Source organism: Marivirga sp., from assembly GCF_051117495.1.
Lineage (GTDB): Bacteria > Bacteroidota > Bacteroidia > Cytophagales > Cyclobacteriaceae > Marivirga.
On the sequence record NZ_JBNPEF010000002.1, the window covers coordinates 1 to 14,977 of the forward strand.

10 protein-coding genes are annotated in these 14,977 nt (G+C 35.2%); 8 read left to right on the forward strand and 2 right to left on the reverse strand.

Annotation, left to right across the window (positions count from 1 at the left end):
* Positions 1–243: 243 nt before the first annotated feature.
* Entirely contained in the window at positions 244–966 is a 723-nt protein-coding gene (locus ACFE0M_RS00375) for a TIGR04283 family arsenosugar biosynthesis glycosyltransferase (RefSeq protein WP_434543751.1), read from the reverse strand.
* Positions 967–1,020: 54 nt separating this feature from the next.
* On the opposite strand from ACFE0M_RS00375, the gene ACFE0M_RS00380 reads away from it, so the two are divergent.
* The 5 genes from ACFE0M_RS00380 (at position 1,021) to ACFE0M_RS00400 (ending at position 7,865) form a co-directional block, all read left to right on the forward strand.
* Complete coding sequence (locus ACFE0M_RS00380; RefSeq protein WP_434543752.1) at positions 1,021–1,809, forward strand: DUF547 domain-containing protein; 789 nt, start codon at positions 1,021–1,023, stop codon at positions 1,807–1,809.
* 219 nt (positions 1,810–2,028) lie between these two features.
* The gene (locus ACFE0M_RS00385; RefSeq protein WP_434543753.1) at positions 2,029–2,679 is read left to right on the forward strand and encodes a hypothetical protein; all 651 of its coding nucleotides are present in this window, start codon (positions 2,029–2,031) and stop codon (positions 2,677–2,679) included.
* Positions 2,680–2,948: 269 nt separating this feature from the next.
* Positions 2,949–5,198: a penicillin acylase family protein gene (locus ACFE0M_RS00390; protein ID WP_434543754.1), complete on the forward strand. Its 2,250-nt coding sequence runs from the start codon at positions 2,949–2,951 to the stop codon at positions 5,196–5,198.
* A gap of 205 nt (positions 5,199–5,403) precedes the next feature.
* The gene (locus tag ACFE0M_RS00395) at positions 5,404–6,138 is read left to right on the forward strand and encodes an ankyrin repeat domain-containing protein (RefSeq protein ID WP_434543755.1); all 735 of its coding nucleotides are present in this window, start codon (positions 5,404–5,406) and stop codon (positions 6,136–6,138) included.
* A gap of 755 nt (positions 6,139–6,893) precedes the next feature.
* Positions 6,894–7,865 carry an SDH family Clp fold serine proteinase gene (locus tag ACFE0M_RS00400; protein ID WP_434543756.1) on the forward strand — a complete coding sequence of 324 codons (972 nt, stop codon included), beginning with the start codon at positions 6,894–6,896 and terminating at the stop codon, positions 7,863–7,865.
* 226 nt (positions 7,866–8,091) lie between these two features.
* On the opposite strand, the gene ACFE0M_RS00405 is transcribed toward ACFE0M_RS00400, so the two are convergent.
* Positions 8,092–9,228, reverse strand: coding sequence for a BamA/TamA family outer membrane protein (locus ACFE0M_RS00405; RefSeq protein WP_434543757.1), 1,137 nt, complete (start codon positions 9,226–9,228; stop codon positions 8,092–8,094).
* On the opposite strand from ACFE0M_RS00405, the gene ACFE0M_RS00410 reads away from it, so the two are divergent.
* From ACFE0M_RS00410 to guaA, 3 genes are all read left to right on the forward strand, one after another.
* Complete coding sequence (locus ACFE0M_RS00410) at positions 9,227–11,422, forward strand: tetratricopeptide repeat protein (protein ID WP_434543758.1); 2,196 nt, start codon at positions 9,227–9,229, stop codon at positions 11,420–11,422. The two genes, ACFE0M_RS00405 and ACFE0M_RS00410, sit on opposite strands and share 2 nt — an antisense overlap.
* 784 nt (positions 11,423–12,206) lie before the next feature.
* Positions 12,207–12,659 (forward strand): IS200/IS605 family transposase, encoded by a 453-nt coding sequence (tnpA, locus tag ACFE0M_RS00415; protein WP_434543759.1) that lies wholly within the window; start codon positions 12,207–12,209, stop codon positions 12,657–12,659.
* A 762-nt stretch (positions 12,660–13,421) separates the two neighbouring features.
* Complete coding sequence (gene guaA / locus ACFE0M_RS00420; protein ID WP_434543760.1) at positions 13,422–14,951, forward strand: glutamine-hydrolyzing GMP synthase; 1,530 nt, start codon at positions 13,422–13,424, stop codon at positions 14,949–14,951.
* Positions 14,952–14,977 lie beyond the last annotated feature (26 nt).

Genomic DNA, 14,977 nt, shown 5'->3' on the forward strand with positions numbered 1-14,977 from the left:
TCCGATATACAAAACTGTTATCTCACACAAAATGCTATTCCTACCCTTTCCTTGTTTTTTGCCAAATTTATCTATTATTTCGTTGCTGGTAAACTGAATCAAACATACGAGTAACAAAAGAGAACAATAGGTTTTTCGCTTTAGCGAAAAAGTCGTTAAGGCAATCACCTTAATTTAATAGTGTTGAAAGGGGAAACGAACTTAATGTTAATATCTTAAATAAACTATTTAAACAGGGGTTGACTATTTAATTTCTTTCGGATGTTTTATCAACTGATGATACTTTTCTTTCAAAATTTGAGGATGATAACCCTTCATGAACATTTTGTAGATCTTCAAATTGGCAATGTTTACCTGCCAATAACTGTTGTCCTCATATTTCCGAGCTGAGACCAAAACAGATTTCGGGATAATTCCAAACTTATATTTTTTCCATAGCCTTTTGATCAGCTCAAAATCCTCCATTACTACATATTCCTCATTGAAGCCATTGTTATCTTCAAATACATCTTTTTTAATAAATAAAGTCTGATCACCACCTCTACACCATAGCACCTTAAAGCGGGTGAAAAAAGAATTGACTGCCAAAAACGGGTGTTTTGAATCGAATTTGAATCTATAACAGCCAAAGTCATATCCTTTTTCAATAAAATTTAAAATATCTTTTACAAATGTCATGGGAGGTTTGGCATCTGCATGGACAAAATATAAAATTTCACCTGTTGCAATTTTTGCTCCCTCATTCATTTGATGAGCCCTAGATGCTTGTTTTGTATAAATTACCTGAACCCCCAATCTTTTAGCAATTTTAACGGTGTCATCTTGACTATTGGCATCACTCACAATGATTTCTGCTACATTATTATGACTATTCTGCTGAAGAAATTGGATTAAATCACCAATATTTTCCGCTTCATTAAGTGTCGGAATAATGACAGATATTTTATTATTCTGGGTTTGGGGCATCTGTAATTTGAATTAATGCGTAATTAGAATCAATTAACTTACGAAATAACTATAATGAAAAGATTTAGCCTTACACTATTTAGTTTTTATTTCATTTTTGTCGGCTTCCATAGCTTTGGACAAAATAAAATCAAAAATGAGCCCAATGAATTTGTCCGATTAAGTATGAATTTAATAACATCGGTAAAAAATAATGCTGATTATCAGCAATATGTGAATGAATATAAGGCTTTGCCGTTAGATAAATTAGCCAAATCTCTGGATACTGATAATAAAACCAAGGCATTCTGGATTAATACCTATAATGCCTTTGTTCAAATTCTTTTAACGGAAAATCCTGAGCTTTTTCATGATAGAGGCGCTTTCTTTAAGGCAGATCAAATCAATGTGGGGGGCGAATTATTAAGCTTGGATTTTATAGAGCATGGGATTATCCGTGGTTCCAAAGTGAAATTATCAATGGGCTTTATGAAAGATCCCTTTGCCAGTAAATTGGAAAAGCAATTTAGGGTAAGCGAAACAGATGGAAGAATCCATTTTGCCTTAAATTGCGGAGCTACTTCCTGTCCTTATGTGGCAGTTTATAGTGCCTATGAATTAGACAAAGAGCTAGATCAAATTACCCGACAGTTTTTAAAAAGAACTACTGATTATGATAAAAGTGAAGATGAGGTATATGTCACCACACTTTTCAGTTGGTTTAAAGGTGATTTCTCTGATGGAGGAGGTGTAATAGGATTTTTAAAAAAATACGACTGCATTCCAGAGGATGTTGATCCCGATGTGAATTATAAGGATTACGACTGGACTTTGGATTTGGGTAATTTTACAGAATTGCAGTAATAAGATTAGTAGTAATGTAAGATTAGTAGTATAGTTTAATAGTTTATGGTTTGAAACTCCCTCAATCAGTTTTTGGTTGGGGGTTTTTTGGTTTTGGGATATTTCTATTTGAAGTGATATTACAAAAATAATGAGACCGTTTACCTTTAGTTTAAATTAAATTTTATATACTTTACCACCATCCGGCTTTACTTGGTGTCTTATTGATAAAATGAACTCATGGAACCACTACATAAATTATCATTACTTACAATAATTGGGCTTGTTTTATTTTTTAGTTGTGAGAAAAATGAGGAGTTGATGGATTCACAGCTTTGTGACAATAATTTTATATATTCTGCGACAGCAGACTCAAAGATATATCTCAAACAATCTTCATCTGAGATATTTATTGAATTTGAACAGGATAGTGTAACCGATGATTTAGCAGAGCTAATTTTGAGCAAATATTCTTTCATAGATGTGAATATTGAAGCAAATAATTATAATAAAATTTGTGTGAGAATTAATGAATCCGTGGCAGAGTGCACCGTTGTCAATGATTACCTAAAGATATTAAACGAGGATGACGAGATCTTTTCAGCTACTCCAGTATTTTATCTCTCTGAAAATGATCCAGACTCTTACTATATTTTAATAAGTGAAGTCCTGACCAAGAATAATGAGAATCTGATCACAGAATCAGACTTTATAGAATATGCGGAAAATTTAAACTTGGAGCTAATTGAAGCAAAATATTCTACACAGCATTTTAAAGTAAAAGATGTAAAAACAGGATTTGAAGCTTTAGAATTAGCTAATAAAATATTTGAAAGTGGAATGGTTAAATATTCACACCCTAATAGTATAATGAAAATTGAACATTTTTAGACTAAAAAATTTACTTCCCGTATAGTGCAGTTTGCAATGCCTAACCCATTCTTAATGGGCTAGTCTAGCAAGCGTTGAGAAGCGAAACACGTAATTATCCTTCTTGATACATTGCCTCCCTAAAAGAAAACCCTTTTTTACCTTTAGTTTAAATTAATTTATATAATTTTCATTTTCTAATAATTTACTTAACAGGGGAATATCGGCTTAATCAGTCTATGATGAAGTAAGCTTTTTCGATAGTTTAGCCCCAGAAAAAATTATCAACTATGAAAATTAAATATTTACTAATCTTGCTTTGTCCTTTTAAGAAATTAGCCCAAACCTGTCAGGTTTATAGAAATTATAGAACTAAAATAGAAGCGTGCCTCATCATTAATATCAAATGCAAACCTGACAGGTTTCCATTCTATTTTAATTTTTATAACGTAACGCCAATTGCTTTCCTATTTTTTGTAAGCTTTGCCTGTAGTGATAAAAATTCCACATCTTCCACAGCAGAAGAACTAGCCAAAGAAGTAACAATCTATCGAGACTTCTATGGAATCCCACATATAAATGGAAAGACTGATGAAAGTATGATGTTCGGTCTTGCCTATGCACAAGCGGAGGATCATTTCAATAGAATTGAACAAAAGATTATCCAATCTATTGGTAGGCTGGCAGAAGTGGAAGGGGAAAGTGGAAAACCCAATGATATACGTGTAAAAGCATTTGAAATTGAAAGGCTTTCAAAGGAGGAATACCAATCACTTGAACCAAAGTTCAAAAAACTTTTTGATGGCTATGCGACCGGATTAAATTATTACCTCAATCAAAATCCTGAAGTAAAGCCTCAATTAATCACCAGTTTTGAGCCTTGGTTTTTTCTGGCTGAGCATAAGGGTAATGCCTTTGGAGGACTTGGACAGGTACGCTTGAATGATGATATGATAGTAGAATATTTGGAGGATGACATCAAGGGCATCGGGTCAAATGCTATGGCGGTAGGCCCCGGTAAATCCAAATTTAATAAAGCCATTTTGGTAGCCAATCCGCATATGGCTTATGAAGATCCTTATGAATTTCAGCTAACAAGTGGGGAAGGATTGAATTTTTATGGAGTAGTAAGGAAAGGGTCTGGCATTTTCCCTGTTTTAGGGCATAATGAAAATTTAGGTTGGACTTGGACTACTAATAATCCGGATGGGGCGGATGCTTATGAAATTCAATTTAACCATCCTAAAGATTCTTCAATGTATAAATTTGGTGAGCAATATTTAAAGGTAGAAACCTATCAGGATACTATTAAAATAAAGACTGATTCGGGTATTTTTGATCAAAAAGTAAGTTTCCGAAAAACCATTCATGGCCCAATTCTATCGGAGTCGGAAAATGGTAAACCCATCAGCATAAAATTAGCCTCTTTACAAAAAGGAGGAATGTTGGAACAACTCTACAGGATGGCTTTATCCGAGAACTTGGAGTCTTTCAAGGATGCACTAAGATTGAATGCGCTTTACGTCCACAATATTACTTATGCCGATGATCAAGGCAATATTATGTACCTCTACAATGGCATCATTCCAAAACGAGATACTTCATTCAATTGGCACCTAGCTGTGGATGGGAGTCTCAAAGAAGCCCAATGGCAAGGTTTTCATAAGCTAGAGGAATTACCGCAAGTACTTAATCCTGTAGATCAGTATGTGCAAAATTGTAATAATAGGCCCTTTGAAACTACCACTCAAGAAAATCCAGAACCAGCGGATTTCCCTGATTACATGACCTACTATCAGCGAAATAGCAATAGAGGCAGAAGGGCTAAAAACATTTTGGATACATTAGATAATGCCACCATAAACTCCCTGCAAGACGCTATTTTTGACCGATATGTAGAAATTGCGATAGAAGACATTGAAGCAATAAAAAGAGAAGTGAAGAAGATAGAGAAATTAGATCCCGAGCGCATCGAGAAAGTCCGTGAACCGCTTAATATGCTTATTAATTGGGATCGCTTCAGCAGTAGCACTTCCGTAGCCACATCCATTTATTATATCTGGAAATTTAAGAGTTTCTATTTACAAAGAATTAAGACTGAAAACCCTTATGTAGTGGCACTGGAACAAACCATTGAAAAGCTAACTGCAGAAAAGGGGACTTGGAAGGTCGCTTGGGGAGATATTTATAGACATCAGCGAAGCCTAAAATCAAAGCAATATGAAGTGGATGCTGAGAAAACCAGCTATCCTATAGATGGAGGCATTTCAATAACAGGAATTATGTTCGCCTCTTCTGGACTATTTGAAGGTCACTTACCGGATATCGGTCTTAAAGGCTTGAATATCCGGGCACAAACAGGGGATTCTTATGTTTCAGTGGTTGAATTTGGAGAGGAAGTCAAGGCTAAATCCATCACGCCTTACGGAGCGAGTGACCATCCTGAATCAGCTCATTACAATGACCAATCAGCGCTATATGCGCAAGGAAAATTGAAACCCGTATTTTTTACCATGGAAGAGATTCAAGAAAACCTGTAAGTCAAGTATCACCCAGGGGAATTGAAATGGAAATAGGTGAGGTTAACCATCTAGCGTTGCAAATCAAAATGCGTGTTTTAAGTTGTAAACACCAACTACCTTTGTAAAAGAAATCAATTAATTTACCTTTAGTTTAAATTAAATTTTTTAATTTTAATCAAATTAGGGATGCTTATAAAATCATAAATCATAAAAAAATATTCTTATGAAAAAAATAACCATCATTTTAATCTTAGCAATTCTATCAAATTCTCTCATTGCTCAAGATATATTTAAAGCATTAGAAAATAAGAATTATACAAGCCTGGAAGAAATTTTACAAAAGGGGACTCCTATAGAGCAGTATAATTCAAAAGGTCTTACTCCAGTATGGCTTGCGGTTTTTAAAAACGATACTACTGCATTAAATCTCCTTATTCAATATGACGCAAATTTAAATTTTGAAGCAAAGAATGGATTAAACCCTATAATGGTCGGAGCTATATCGAATTCTTATGAAAGTGTTGAAATACTATTAGATAACGGGGTAGATGTTAATTGGAAATCAAAAGCCTCAAGAAATCAAACGCCTATTAGGTTCGCCTCACAAGGTGGATGCTTAAAGTTGGTTAAACTTTTGTTGGATCGCGGAGCTGACCTGGAGGCAACACCAGATGATGGCGGAACTCCGCTTTTAGCAGCATTGCATGCAAAGAAATATGAAATTGCTGAATTTTACTTCAAAAATGGTGCTAATGTAAATGTAGTAGGTCGGGATGGTGAAACCGTAATTCACGAGGCAATTAAATCGGGTGATCCTCAAATGGTTAAGCTGGCAATAGAGAACGGAGCTCCTTTAAATTATGATGATCCCAATGGCAAATCAACCTTAAAATTAGCAAAGCAAAGCGGTAATTCTGAAATTAAGTCAATGGTAAAAGAAGCATTAAATGAAAAATAGCGTTTCCTACTAGCGCGCATTGCAAAGCAAAACGCATGCTTTTAAAGACTGTCCTAATTTTAAGGAAGGACTAATTTTACTCAGCACGGAATATTATTTGGTTTATGGTTAACTAGCAAGTCCTAAATGGTGGATATCACACCCCTTTTCATTAATTATTAACAAGATTTTCGATGAATAATATAATTTCTATGCCGAATACCCTAAAATTTCACCTATATTAGCAGTTCAGATATACAATCAAAACCTGCAAACCCACCTATTGTCGGTTTTCTGTTTTGAGGAATGTTTGAGTAGTTGTAAATGATGTAGAAGGTTTTAAGAAAGGAACATCGTATTTTTCAATTAGCCTATAATGCATAACTTTAGGACTAATTTAAAACATACTAAATACAACATAAGCTATTAAATCATTATGAAAGGTCATCAAATTGCTAAGATTCCCAATCAAAACGATTGATAGCCTAACGTTGCTATATGATTCGTTCAAATTATTTTAAAATAAGTAAACTATTTATATATTTAACTATATTTAATATTCATCGTTATAATTTGTATCTTTGCAATCCTTATTATGGAAAATCGAAATATTATATCAGAATTACTTCCTTCAAGCTCTACAAATACTAATAGTATTGAGGAAAAATCACTGAATGCTTTGAATTCTTATAAGCAAGTGAATGGGTTGATAGAGAGAACATATATCGCGATGGGTAAAAAGAAAAATATCAACTATTCATCGCAATCAAGTTCTAATGGAAGCATCAACGCCAAATCAACCTCATCAACGTCAGAAATTTAAAACTACCCAAGATTGGAATAACTTTATCGGTCAATATCAGCATAACCTGAATGGAGATTTACTATTGAATCTAAGAATTCAGTGTTATAAAGAAATTGAAGGATTAAGAGGTCGACCGCTTTTAGTTTATGCAACAAAATTTGTTGGCACACCTCCGGGGACTCCTAATTCAATAGACTTATCTGATATTGACGGATTTACTGATTTAGTTAGTTCCTACAGTGCCGAAGATGAAGTTGATGTATTACTTCACAGTCCAGGAGGACAACCTGATGCAACTGAGAGAATAGTGAATATACTAAGGAATAACTTTAAAAAAGTTCACTTTATTATACCTCATTCTGCTTATTCTGCCGCTACAATGTTATCATTATCTGGTAACTCAATCACCTTGCATCCTAGTGCAACTATGGGTCCTATTGACCCTCAATTAAACGGGACCCCAGCTAGATCAATAAAAAGAGGATTTGAAAGAGTAAGAGACATAATAAAAGACGAAGGACCAGAGGCATTACCTGCATATATTCCTTTAATTGAAAAATATACTCTTGATTTACTTGAAATTTGTGATGATTCAGAAAAGTTATCAAAAGAGTTAGTAACAACATGGTTAGTTGAATACATGTTTAATGGAGAAAAAACAGAGGAAGATGTTGAAGAAACGGTAAATTTCTTTTCTGATTATGATACTCATTTACTGCATTCAAGACCTCTTTTATTCAAGAAAATAAAGGACTTTGACTTAAATATTGAAATTGCAAAAGATGGGCTGCAAGAGTTAATATGGGAAGCATATATAATGCTCAATGGATTTTTTGGACTGACACCGTTTGTGAAGCTTTACGAGAACACAAAAGGTGTAACTTGGGGCAAGCAAATGAATATTATTCAAAATAACCCTAATAATCCAGATCAAAAAAAATAAAGCAACTAACAAAACATAAAACCCATTTGCTTACTTATTCCATAGTTAGTTTTTCTGCATTTGTCCCGCAATTTATGCTTTCAATTTGGTCAGCCATCATCATTTCAGGACAGTAGATGTAATATAACTGACTGGTTTTTACGGGAGCGCATAAACTGCTTAGTTTAGTAGTTCAAAGCTTACAGCTTGCAAACAGGTTTTATGCTGGCGTTCTAAAAACAATCCTCTAAAAAGCCTCATTAAAAGCAATATAGAAACCATTGCTATCCTTCCCCACAGCATAATCCAATCTTACGTTGATGTGTTTTTTGGTGTCAAAGGTGAAGCGCAAGCCTCCTCCTGCCGCATAATTCCATCGGTTCATGCCATAATCTCCCCAAGTGTTGGCGGTTTGCCCTGCTGAGCCAAAAGCCGTTAAGCCAATTCTCCAGAAAAGCTCTTGCCTTACTTCCAATTGACCCAGCAATAAATTATTATCTTGGAAATAACCTTGAAAATAGCCCCTCATTTTTTTATTGCCTCCCAATTGTGCCAATCTGTTGAAAGGAACATCTCCAAGATTCGACCATGAAAAGGCATTGGCAGCCAAAACGGTTTTATCGGCAGGGGAATAATAATAGGCATAGTCAAAGGAAATAGCGGTATAATTGTGTGTACTGCCAGTGTATTGGTGATTGAATTCAATAAAACTTTCCAAATAATGGCCATTTCTTGGATAGTAAACACCATCTCTGGTGTCGTATATCATGGCAGGGCCCAAACCACTGGTTCGGTTATAGGTTCCTCCTGAAAAATCTTCTTGCTGAAAATCTCCTGTATTATCCCACTCAATGATATCATAATTCTCAAACCAGTAGCGTCCGCCTACAAATAAATTGGGAGCAGTTTCTTTTAAAAGAAAAGCACGTACTCTTGGAAAACTGGCTCTGTAAGTTGAATAAACATCCTGTTGACCATTATTTCCGATTCCATAAAATGGGTAGGCATAATTATAATAGCCTAATTCCCCTATACTTCTCCATTTATTTTGGTCCCAGAAAATCTGAAAAGGTAAGAATATCAAGGTTTGCTGTTTGGTGGTGTAGCCCGCAGCCAATTGTATTTGACTGGCATTAATTGGTTTTTTTCTGTTGGTAAAGAAATTATATAAAATACTGGCACCATAAAAAAGTCCTGCTTCAGGGGTGTAATAAACCACAGGCAATGGAAACAGGGAATTTTTATCCGTTTCGTAAAGTGCGGTATCTAGTTCAACTGTTTTCTTGTCAATATTATCCTGAGAAAATGCAAATTCAGCTGTAATTATGCTAAGCGTAATCACGGCAAAAAATGATAATATTAAGTTTTTTAAGGATTGTTCCATGAATATTGAAATAGATAAAATTATATTTTTGTATTCAGTTAATTATAGATTATTTTCCGTTCGGTTTCGGTTGTTTGTAATCAAATCGAAATATAATGAGAAATTATGGAAGGATGTAAAATACATACAGCTCATTGATATTGAAGGCAAAATGAAAAATATTTTAATACTTACATTTTTGATGCTTGTGTGTGCACCGCTATCTGCACAAAATTCGGAAGTGGATAGCTTATTGAATGTCGCTGAGCACTCAAATGACAGTATTAAGACCAGTATTTACCTAGATTTGGCCATTGGTTACCGATCAGTTCAGCCTGAAGTTGCTCTGAAATATGCCAATGATGCCTTAAAAATAGCAGAGCGAAACCAAAATTATACTGGAAAAGCCGCCTCTCTCCATGTTTTAGGAGCTATTTATACTGTTTTAGGCGACTATGAAAAAGCTATTTCCAATCTATTGGAGTCGCTCAGGAATTATGAACTTTTGGGCAATTCAAAAGGTGTGGCCAACTCTTCCAATAGCTTAGGGATTTTATACTTTAATCAGGAGGATTACAGCAATGCCAAAAAATACTATTCCAAAGCCCTAGCTTTAATTGATTCCTCAGAATATGCCATGAGCACAGGGGTTTATAAACTAAATATAGGAGAAGTCTATCAGGCAACGGGTGAAAATGAAAAAGCGCTTAAATTAGAAAAAGAAGCCTATGAAATTTTCAATCAATTGGATGACATTAACGGAATGGCTTATGCTTTAGGGGTTCAAGGAAAAGTGAATTTTCAGCAAGGAAAGCAAGAGGAGGCCATTGATTTGACTCAACAAGCTTTGGATTATTTAATTGAAGATCAGGACTATTTGGGAGCGGTTGAATACTTGAATTTTTTAGTGGAAATTTATTTAAGTACCAATAGGTTGAGCTCAGCAGAGGAGAATGCACAAACCGCCCTGGAAATTGCCAAACAAATCAATTCCTTAAAATGGAAGATTAAGTCCTATGAAAATCTATCGAAAATATTCTATCAGAAAGGTGCTTATCAATTGGCTTACCAATTTAAAGACTCCGCTTACATTCATGAAAATCAATTGATGGATGAAGAAAAGCAAAAGCAGATTGCGAACTTGAGGATCATCTACGAATCTGAACAAAAAGAGCAAGAGAATGAAATATTGAGAATAGATCAAGAGCTCAAACAAAAGCAAATTACCCAACAACGCATTTTAAATATAGCCATTATCAGTATTTTGGTGATATTGGTCGTATTTGCTATTGTGACTTTTCGTGCCAAAAACCAAAAGCAAAAAGCCAATAATCAATTACAAATTCAAAATGAGGAAATTCGTCAACAAAGAGAGGAGATAGAAACGCAAGCGGAAAGATTAAAGACCATTAATTCGGATGTAGTGCGGAAAAATGAGTTGATAGAAGAAAAGAATAAAAATATTACGGACAGCATTAATTATGCTAAGCGCATTCAAACTGCATTGCTGCCTTTTTCTCATCGGATAAGTAAGCATTTAGAAGATTATTTCATTTATTATAATCCTAAAGATATCGTAAGCGGTGATTTTTATTGGTTTAGTGAAACGGGAGATAAAGTGATAGTGGCTGTGGCAGATTGCACCGGACATGGAATACCGGGTGCTTTTATGAGTTTTATTGGCCATGATATGCTCAACCACATAGTAAATTTTAAAGGTATCACGCAACCTGATGAAATCCTGAAACAATTGAAATTAAGTGTTATTCACATTTTGAGACAAGAACAAAGTGATAATAGGGATGGAATGGATATTTCAATATGTGTATGGGATAAAAAGAAAAATAAAGTTTATTTCTCGGGAGCCAATCACTCTTTAGTTTATATACAAAATAAACAGCTTCATCAAATAAGAGGTAATAAAACCACTGTGGGCTTGGATGAAAAGCGAAATATTAAAGATTTCGATAAGCATGAAATCAATTTAGTGGGCGATACTTGCTTTTATTTGTTTTCTGATGGATATGTGGATCAGTTTGGAGGCGAAAGAGACAAGAAATTCATGATCAGGAATTTGAGAGAATTGCTTTCTTCCATTCACATGAAAAAAATGGAAACGCAAGGCATTATATTAAGAGAAACCATAGAGGAATGGATGGAAAATAGTGAGCAAGTGGATGATATGCTCATTTGGGGATTTAGAGTTTTTAGTTGAGGATAATAAAACTAAATCTATAAGTTTGAGAACCCCCTTGTCAGGTGTTTTCACTTGAATAAATCTATCAGATGAAATAAGCCCACATAGCAGTTGTTTAGGTGAAAACACCTAAACATGATAAGATATTACGCCCCTTCAGGGCTCTGGAGATCCATTCTTGTTTTCACAGGGCTTCACCCTGTGTTAGACTATTATGCCCTTTCAGGGCTGAAATTGAAGAATTCAACATTTAAACCTTATATAAAAACACACATTTTTGACCTGCACTTGATAGCTAAAATATGCATGGTTTTTAAGGCCCGAAGGGCTAACATACCTCAACATAGGATGAAGCCCTATGTTAGCTAGTAAAGTATTAAATCAATCAAGCCCTGTAGGGGCGTAATAAAGTGGAGTGATCCTCATGCTACTTGGCTAAATTTTATTCATTTCAGGGCTTAGTAATATATTTTCTTTTTTCACAGGACTTCATGTAGTGTTAGAATATTATGTCCTTTCAGGGCTGACATTGGAGAATTCAACATTGAATTCTAAGACCAAAACGCATAATTTAACTCTACATTTAATGGCTGATACATGAATTTAATTTGAGGCTCGAAGGGCTGACATATCTCAACGTAGGGTGAAGCCCTACGCTAATAAATTCATAATTCAACTAAGCCCTGAAAGGGCGAAATACAATTGATGAAAAGTTAAAAGTTGGCAAATATTTTCAAAAACTATAACTTTAAAGCTAAAGTTGCTTTTCAACCAAGCCCTGAAATGGCGAAATAAATTAATCATGGGACAGTCACTTGTACAAAATTACCTACACATAATATTCAGTACAAAAAATAGAGAACCTTTAATCAAAAAACCTATAGAAGCAGAATTACATGCCTATTTGGGAGGGGTTTGTAATCGATTGGATTGTCAGGCTATTAAAGTTGGTGGATATATAGACCATATTCATGTTATATGTAAACTATCTAAAAAAATTCCATTAACAAAACTTATGGAAGAACTTAAGTCTCATTCCTCTAAATGGATAAAAACAAAAGGCAAAGAATATAGCAATTTCTATTGGCAGGATGGATACGGTGCTTTTTCCGTAAATCCTTCTCAGGTGGAAGCTGTAATTGAGTATATTGTAAAACAGCATGAACATCACTATAATATGACATTCAAAGAAGAATATAGGGGATTTCTAAAAAAGTATGATGTTGAATATGATGAGCGCTATGTGTGGGACTAAATATTACGCCCCTTCAGGGCTTGGGTAGCTGGTATTCACTATGGACACAGGGCTTCACCCTGTGTTAGAAAATTATGCCCTTTCAGGGCTGAAATTGAAGAATTCAACATTGAAACCCCAAAAAAACTCACATTTATGACCTGTACTTGATAGCTAAAATATGCATGGTTTTTAAGGCCCGAAGGGCCGACATACCTCAACATAGGGTGAAGCCCTATGTTAGTTAGTAAAGTATTAAGTCAATCAAGCACTGTAGGGGCGTAAAATAGTGGTATGATCATCATGCTACTTGGCTAAATTTTATTCATTTCAGGGCTTAGTAATATATTTTCTTTTTTCACAGGACTTCATGTAGTGTTAGAATATTATGTCCTTTCAGGGCTGACTTTGGAGAATTCAACATTGAATTCTAAGACCAAAACGCATAATTTAACTCTACATTTAATGGCTGATACATGAATTTAATTTGAGGCTCGAAGGGCTGACATACCTCAACGTAGGGTGAAGCCCTACGCTAACAAAATCATAATTCAACCAAGCCCTGAAAGGGCGAAATATCTCTAGACAAAAGGATATAAATACTAATTTTGATATATCGATTTTGGCTAGTCTGAAACAGATTTTTTTAATAATGGATGTAAAACCAATCAAATTATCTAATTTCCATCATAAATCACCTTTGTAAAACATTGAAAATGAATAATTTAAAAGCAATCTTACTTTTTTCTATGCTTAACTGATTCATCCTATTATTTTTGCACCATGACAGAGCAAATTATTATTCTTGATTTTGGGTCTCAATATACCCAACTCATTGCCAGAAGAGTTCGCGAACTCAATGTTTATTGTGAAATTCACCCCTTTTATGATGCACCTGAATTAACCCCTGATGTGAAAGGTGTGATCCTTTCCGGAAGCCCTTGTTCCGTTAGGGATGAGGATTCCCCTAAAATTGATTTAACCAAATATAGAGGTAAAATTCCCTTATTGGGAGTTTGTTATGGCGCACAATATTTAGCACAGAATAACGGTGGGGAAGTACTTCCGTCCGAAATCAGGGAGTACGGCAGAGCCAAACTCACCAGCTTTGATGAAGATAATGATTTGCTCAAAAATATGACCAAAGGTTCACAAGTTTGGATGTCCCACGGAGACACCATCAAAACTTTGCCGGAAGGTTTTAAAATTATTGCCAGTACGCCTTCAGTGGAAGTGGCCGCTTTTGAATTGGAAAATGAGCCTACCTACGGAATTCAATTTCATCCGGAGGTAACGCATACCATAGAGGGTAAACAATTATTGGAAAATTTCTTGGTAAAAATCTGCGGTTGTGCCCAAGATTGGACTTCTGAGATTTTTGCTGATATCACCATTGCAGAATTAAAAGAACAATTAGGCAACGATAAAGTGGTGCTTGGTCTTTCTGGAGGTGTTGATTCATCAGTTGCCGCCATGTTGATTCATCATGCCATTGGTAAAAACCTCTATTGTATTTTTGTAGATAATGGTTTATTGAGGAAAAATGAATTTGAGGAGGTATTGGATTCCTATAAGCACATGGGCTTGAACGTAAAAGGAGTTGATGCCAAAGAGCAATTCTACAAAGCTTTAGCAGGTATTTCAGATCCGGAAGGCAAAAGAAAGGCAATTGGAAAAACTTTTATTGAGGTTTTTGATCAGGAAGCCAAAGCTATAAAAGATGTGAAATGGTTAGCACAAGGAACGATTTATCCGGATATTATAGAATCGGTTTCAGTTAAAGGTCCATCTGCCACCATTAAATCTCACCATAATGTTGGGGGATTGCCGGAGAAAATGAATCTCAAAGTAGTAGAGCCTTTAAAAACACTTTTTAAAGATGGTGTACGTTCAGTAGGGAAAGCTTTGGATATTGACCTTAAAATTTTAGGAAGACATCCATTTCCCGGCCCTGGTTTGGCCATCAGGATTTTAGGGGATGTAACGCCTGAGAAGGTGAATATCATTCAAGAAGTAGATTCAATCTTCATAGGAATGATGAAGGAAAGAGGGCTTTATGATCAAGTTTGGCAAGCAGGTTCCATATTATTGCCAATACAATCGGTTGGCGTAATGGGGGACGAGAGAACCTATGAAAGGGTAGTAGCGCTAAGAGCTGTTGCCAGTGTGGATGGAATGACGGCAGATTGGGTACATTTGCCTTATGATTTCTTGAGTGATGTATCAAACGAAATAATCAATAAAGTGAAAGGGGTCAATAGGGTTGTATATGATATCAGCTCTAAGCCACCGGCCACTATTGAATGGGAGTAAGAAGGAAGCTGGTCAGGTTAAAAACT

What these genes read in the sequence shown, in the direction of transcription:
- ACFE0M_RS00375 (WP_434543751.1), bottom strand. Translation starts at nt 966, where the DNA reads ATGCCCCAAACCCAGAATAATAAAATATCTGTCATTATTCCGACACTT.
- ACFE0M_RS00380 (WP_434543752.1), top strand. Translation starts at nt 1,021, where the DNA reads ATGAAAAGATTTAGCCTTACACTATTTAGTTTTTATTTCATTTTTGTC.
- ACFE0M_RS00385 (WP_434543753.1), top strand. Translation starts at nt 2,029, where the DNA reads ATGGAACCACTACATAAATTATCATTACTTACAATAATTGGGCTTGTT.
- ACFE0M_RS00390 (WP_434543754.1), top strand. Translation starts at nt 2,949, where the DNA reads ATGAAAATTAAATATTTACTAATCTTGCTTTGTCCTTTTAAGAAATTA.
- ACFE0M_RS00395 (WP_434543755.1), top strand. Translation starts at nt 5,404, where the DNA reads ATGAAAAAAATAACCATCATTTTAATCTTAGCAATTCTATCAAATTCT.
- ACFE0M_RS00400 (WP_434543756.1), top strand. Translation starts at nt 6,894, where the DNA reads ATGGAAGCATCAACGCCAAATCAACCTCATCAACGTCAGAAATTTAAA.
- ACFE0M_RS00410 (WP_434543758.1), top strand. Translation starts at nt 9,227, where the DNA reads ATGAATATTGAAATAGATAAAATTATATTTTTGTATTCAGTTAATTAT.
- ACFE0M_RS00405 (WP_434543757.1), bottom strand. Translation starts at nt 9,228, where the DNA reads ATGGAACAATCCTTAAAAAACTTAATATTATCATTTTTTGCCGTGATT.
- tnpA (WP_434543759.1), top strand. Translation starts at nt 12,207, where the DNA reads ATGGGACAGTCACTTGTACAAAATTACCTACACATAATATTCAGTACA.
- guaA (WP_434543760.1), top strand. Translation starts at nt 13,422, where the DNA reads ATGACAGAGCAAATTATTATTCTTGATTTTGGGTCTCAATATACCCAA.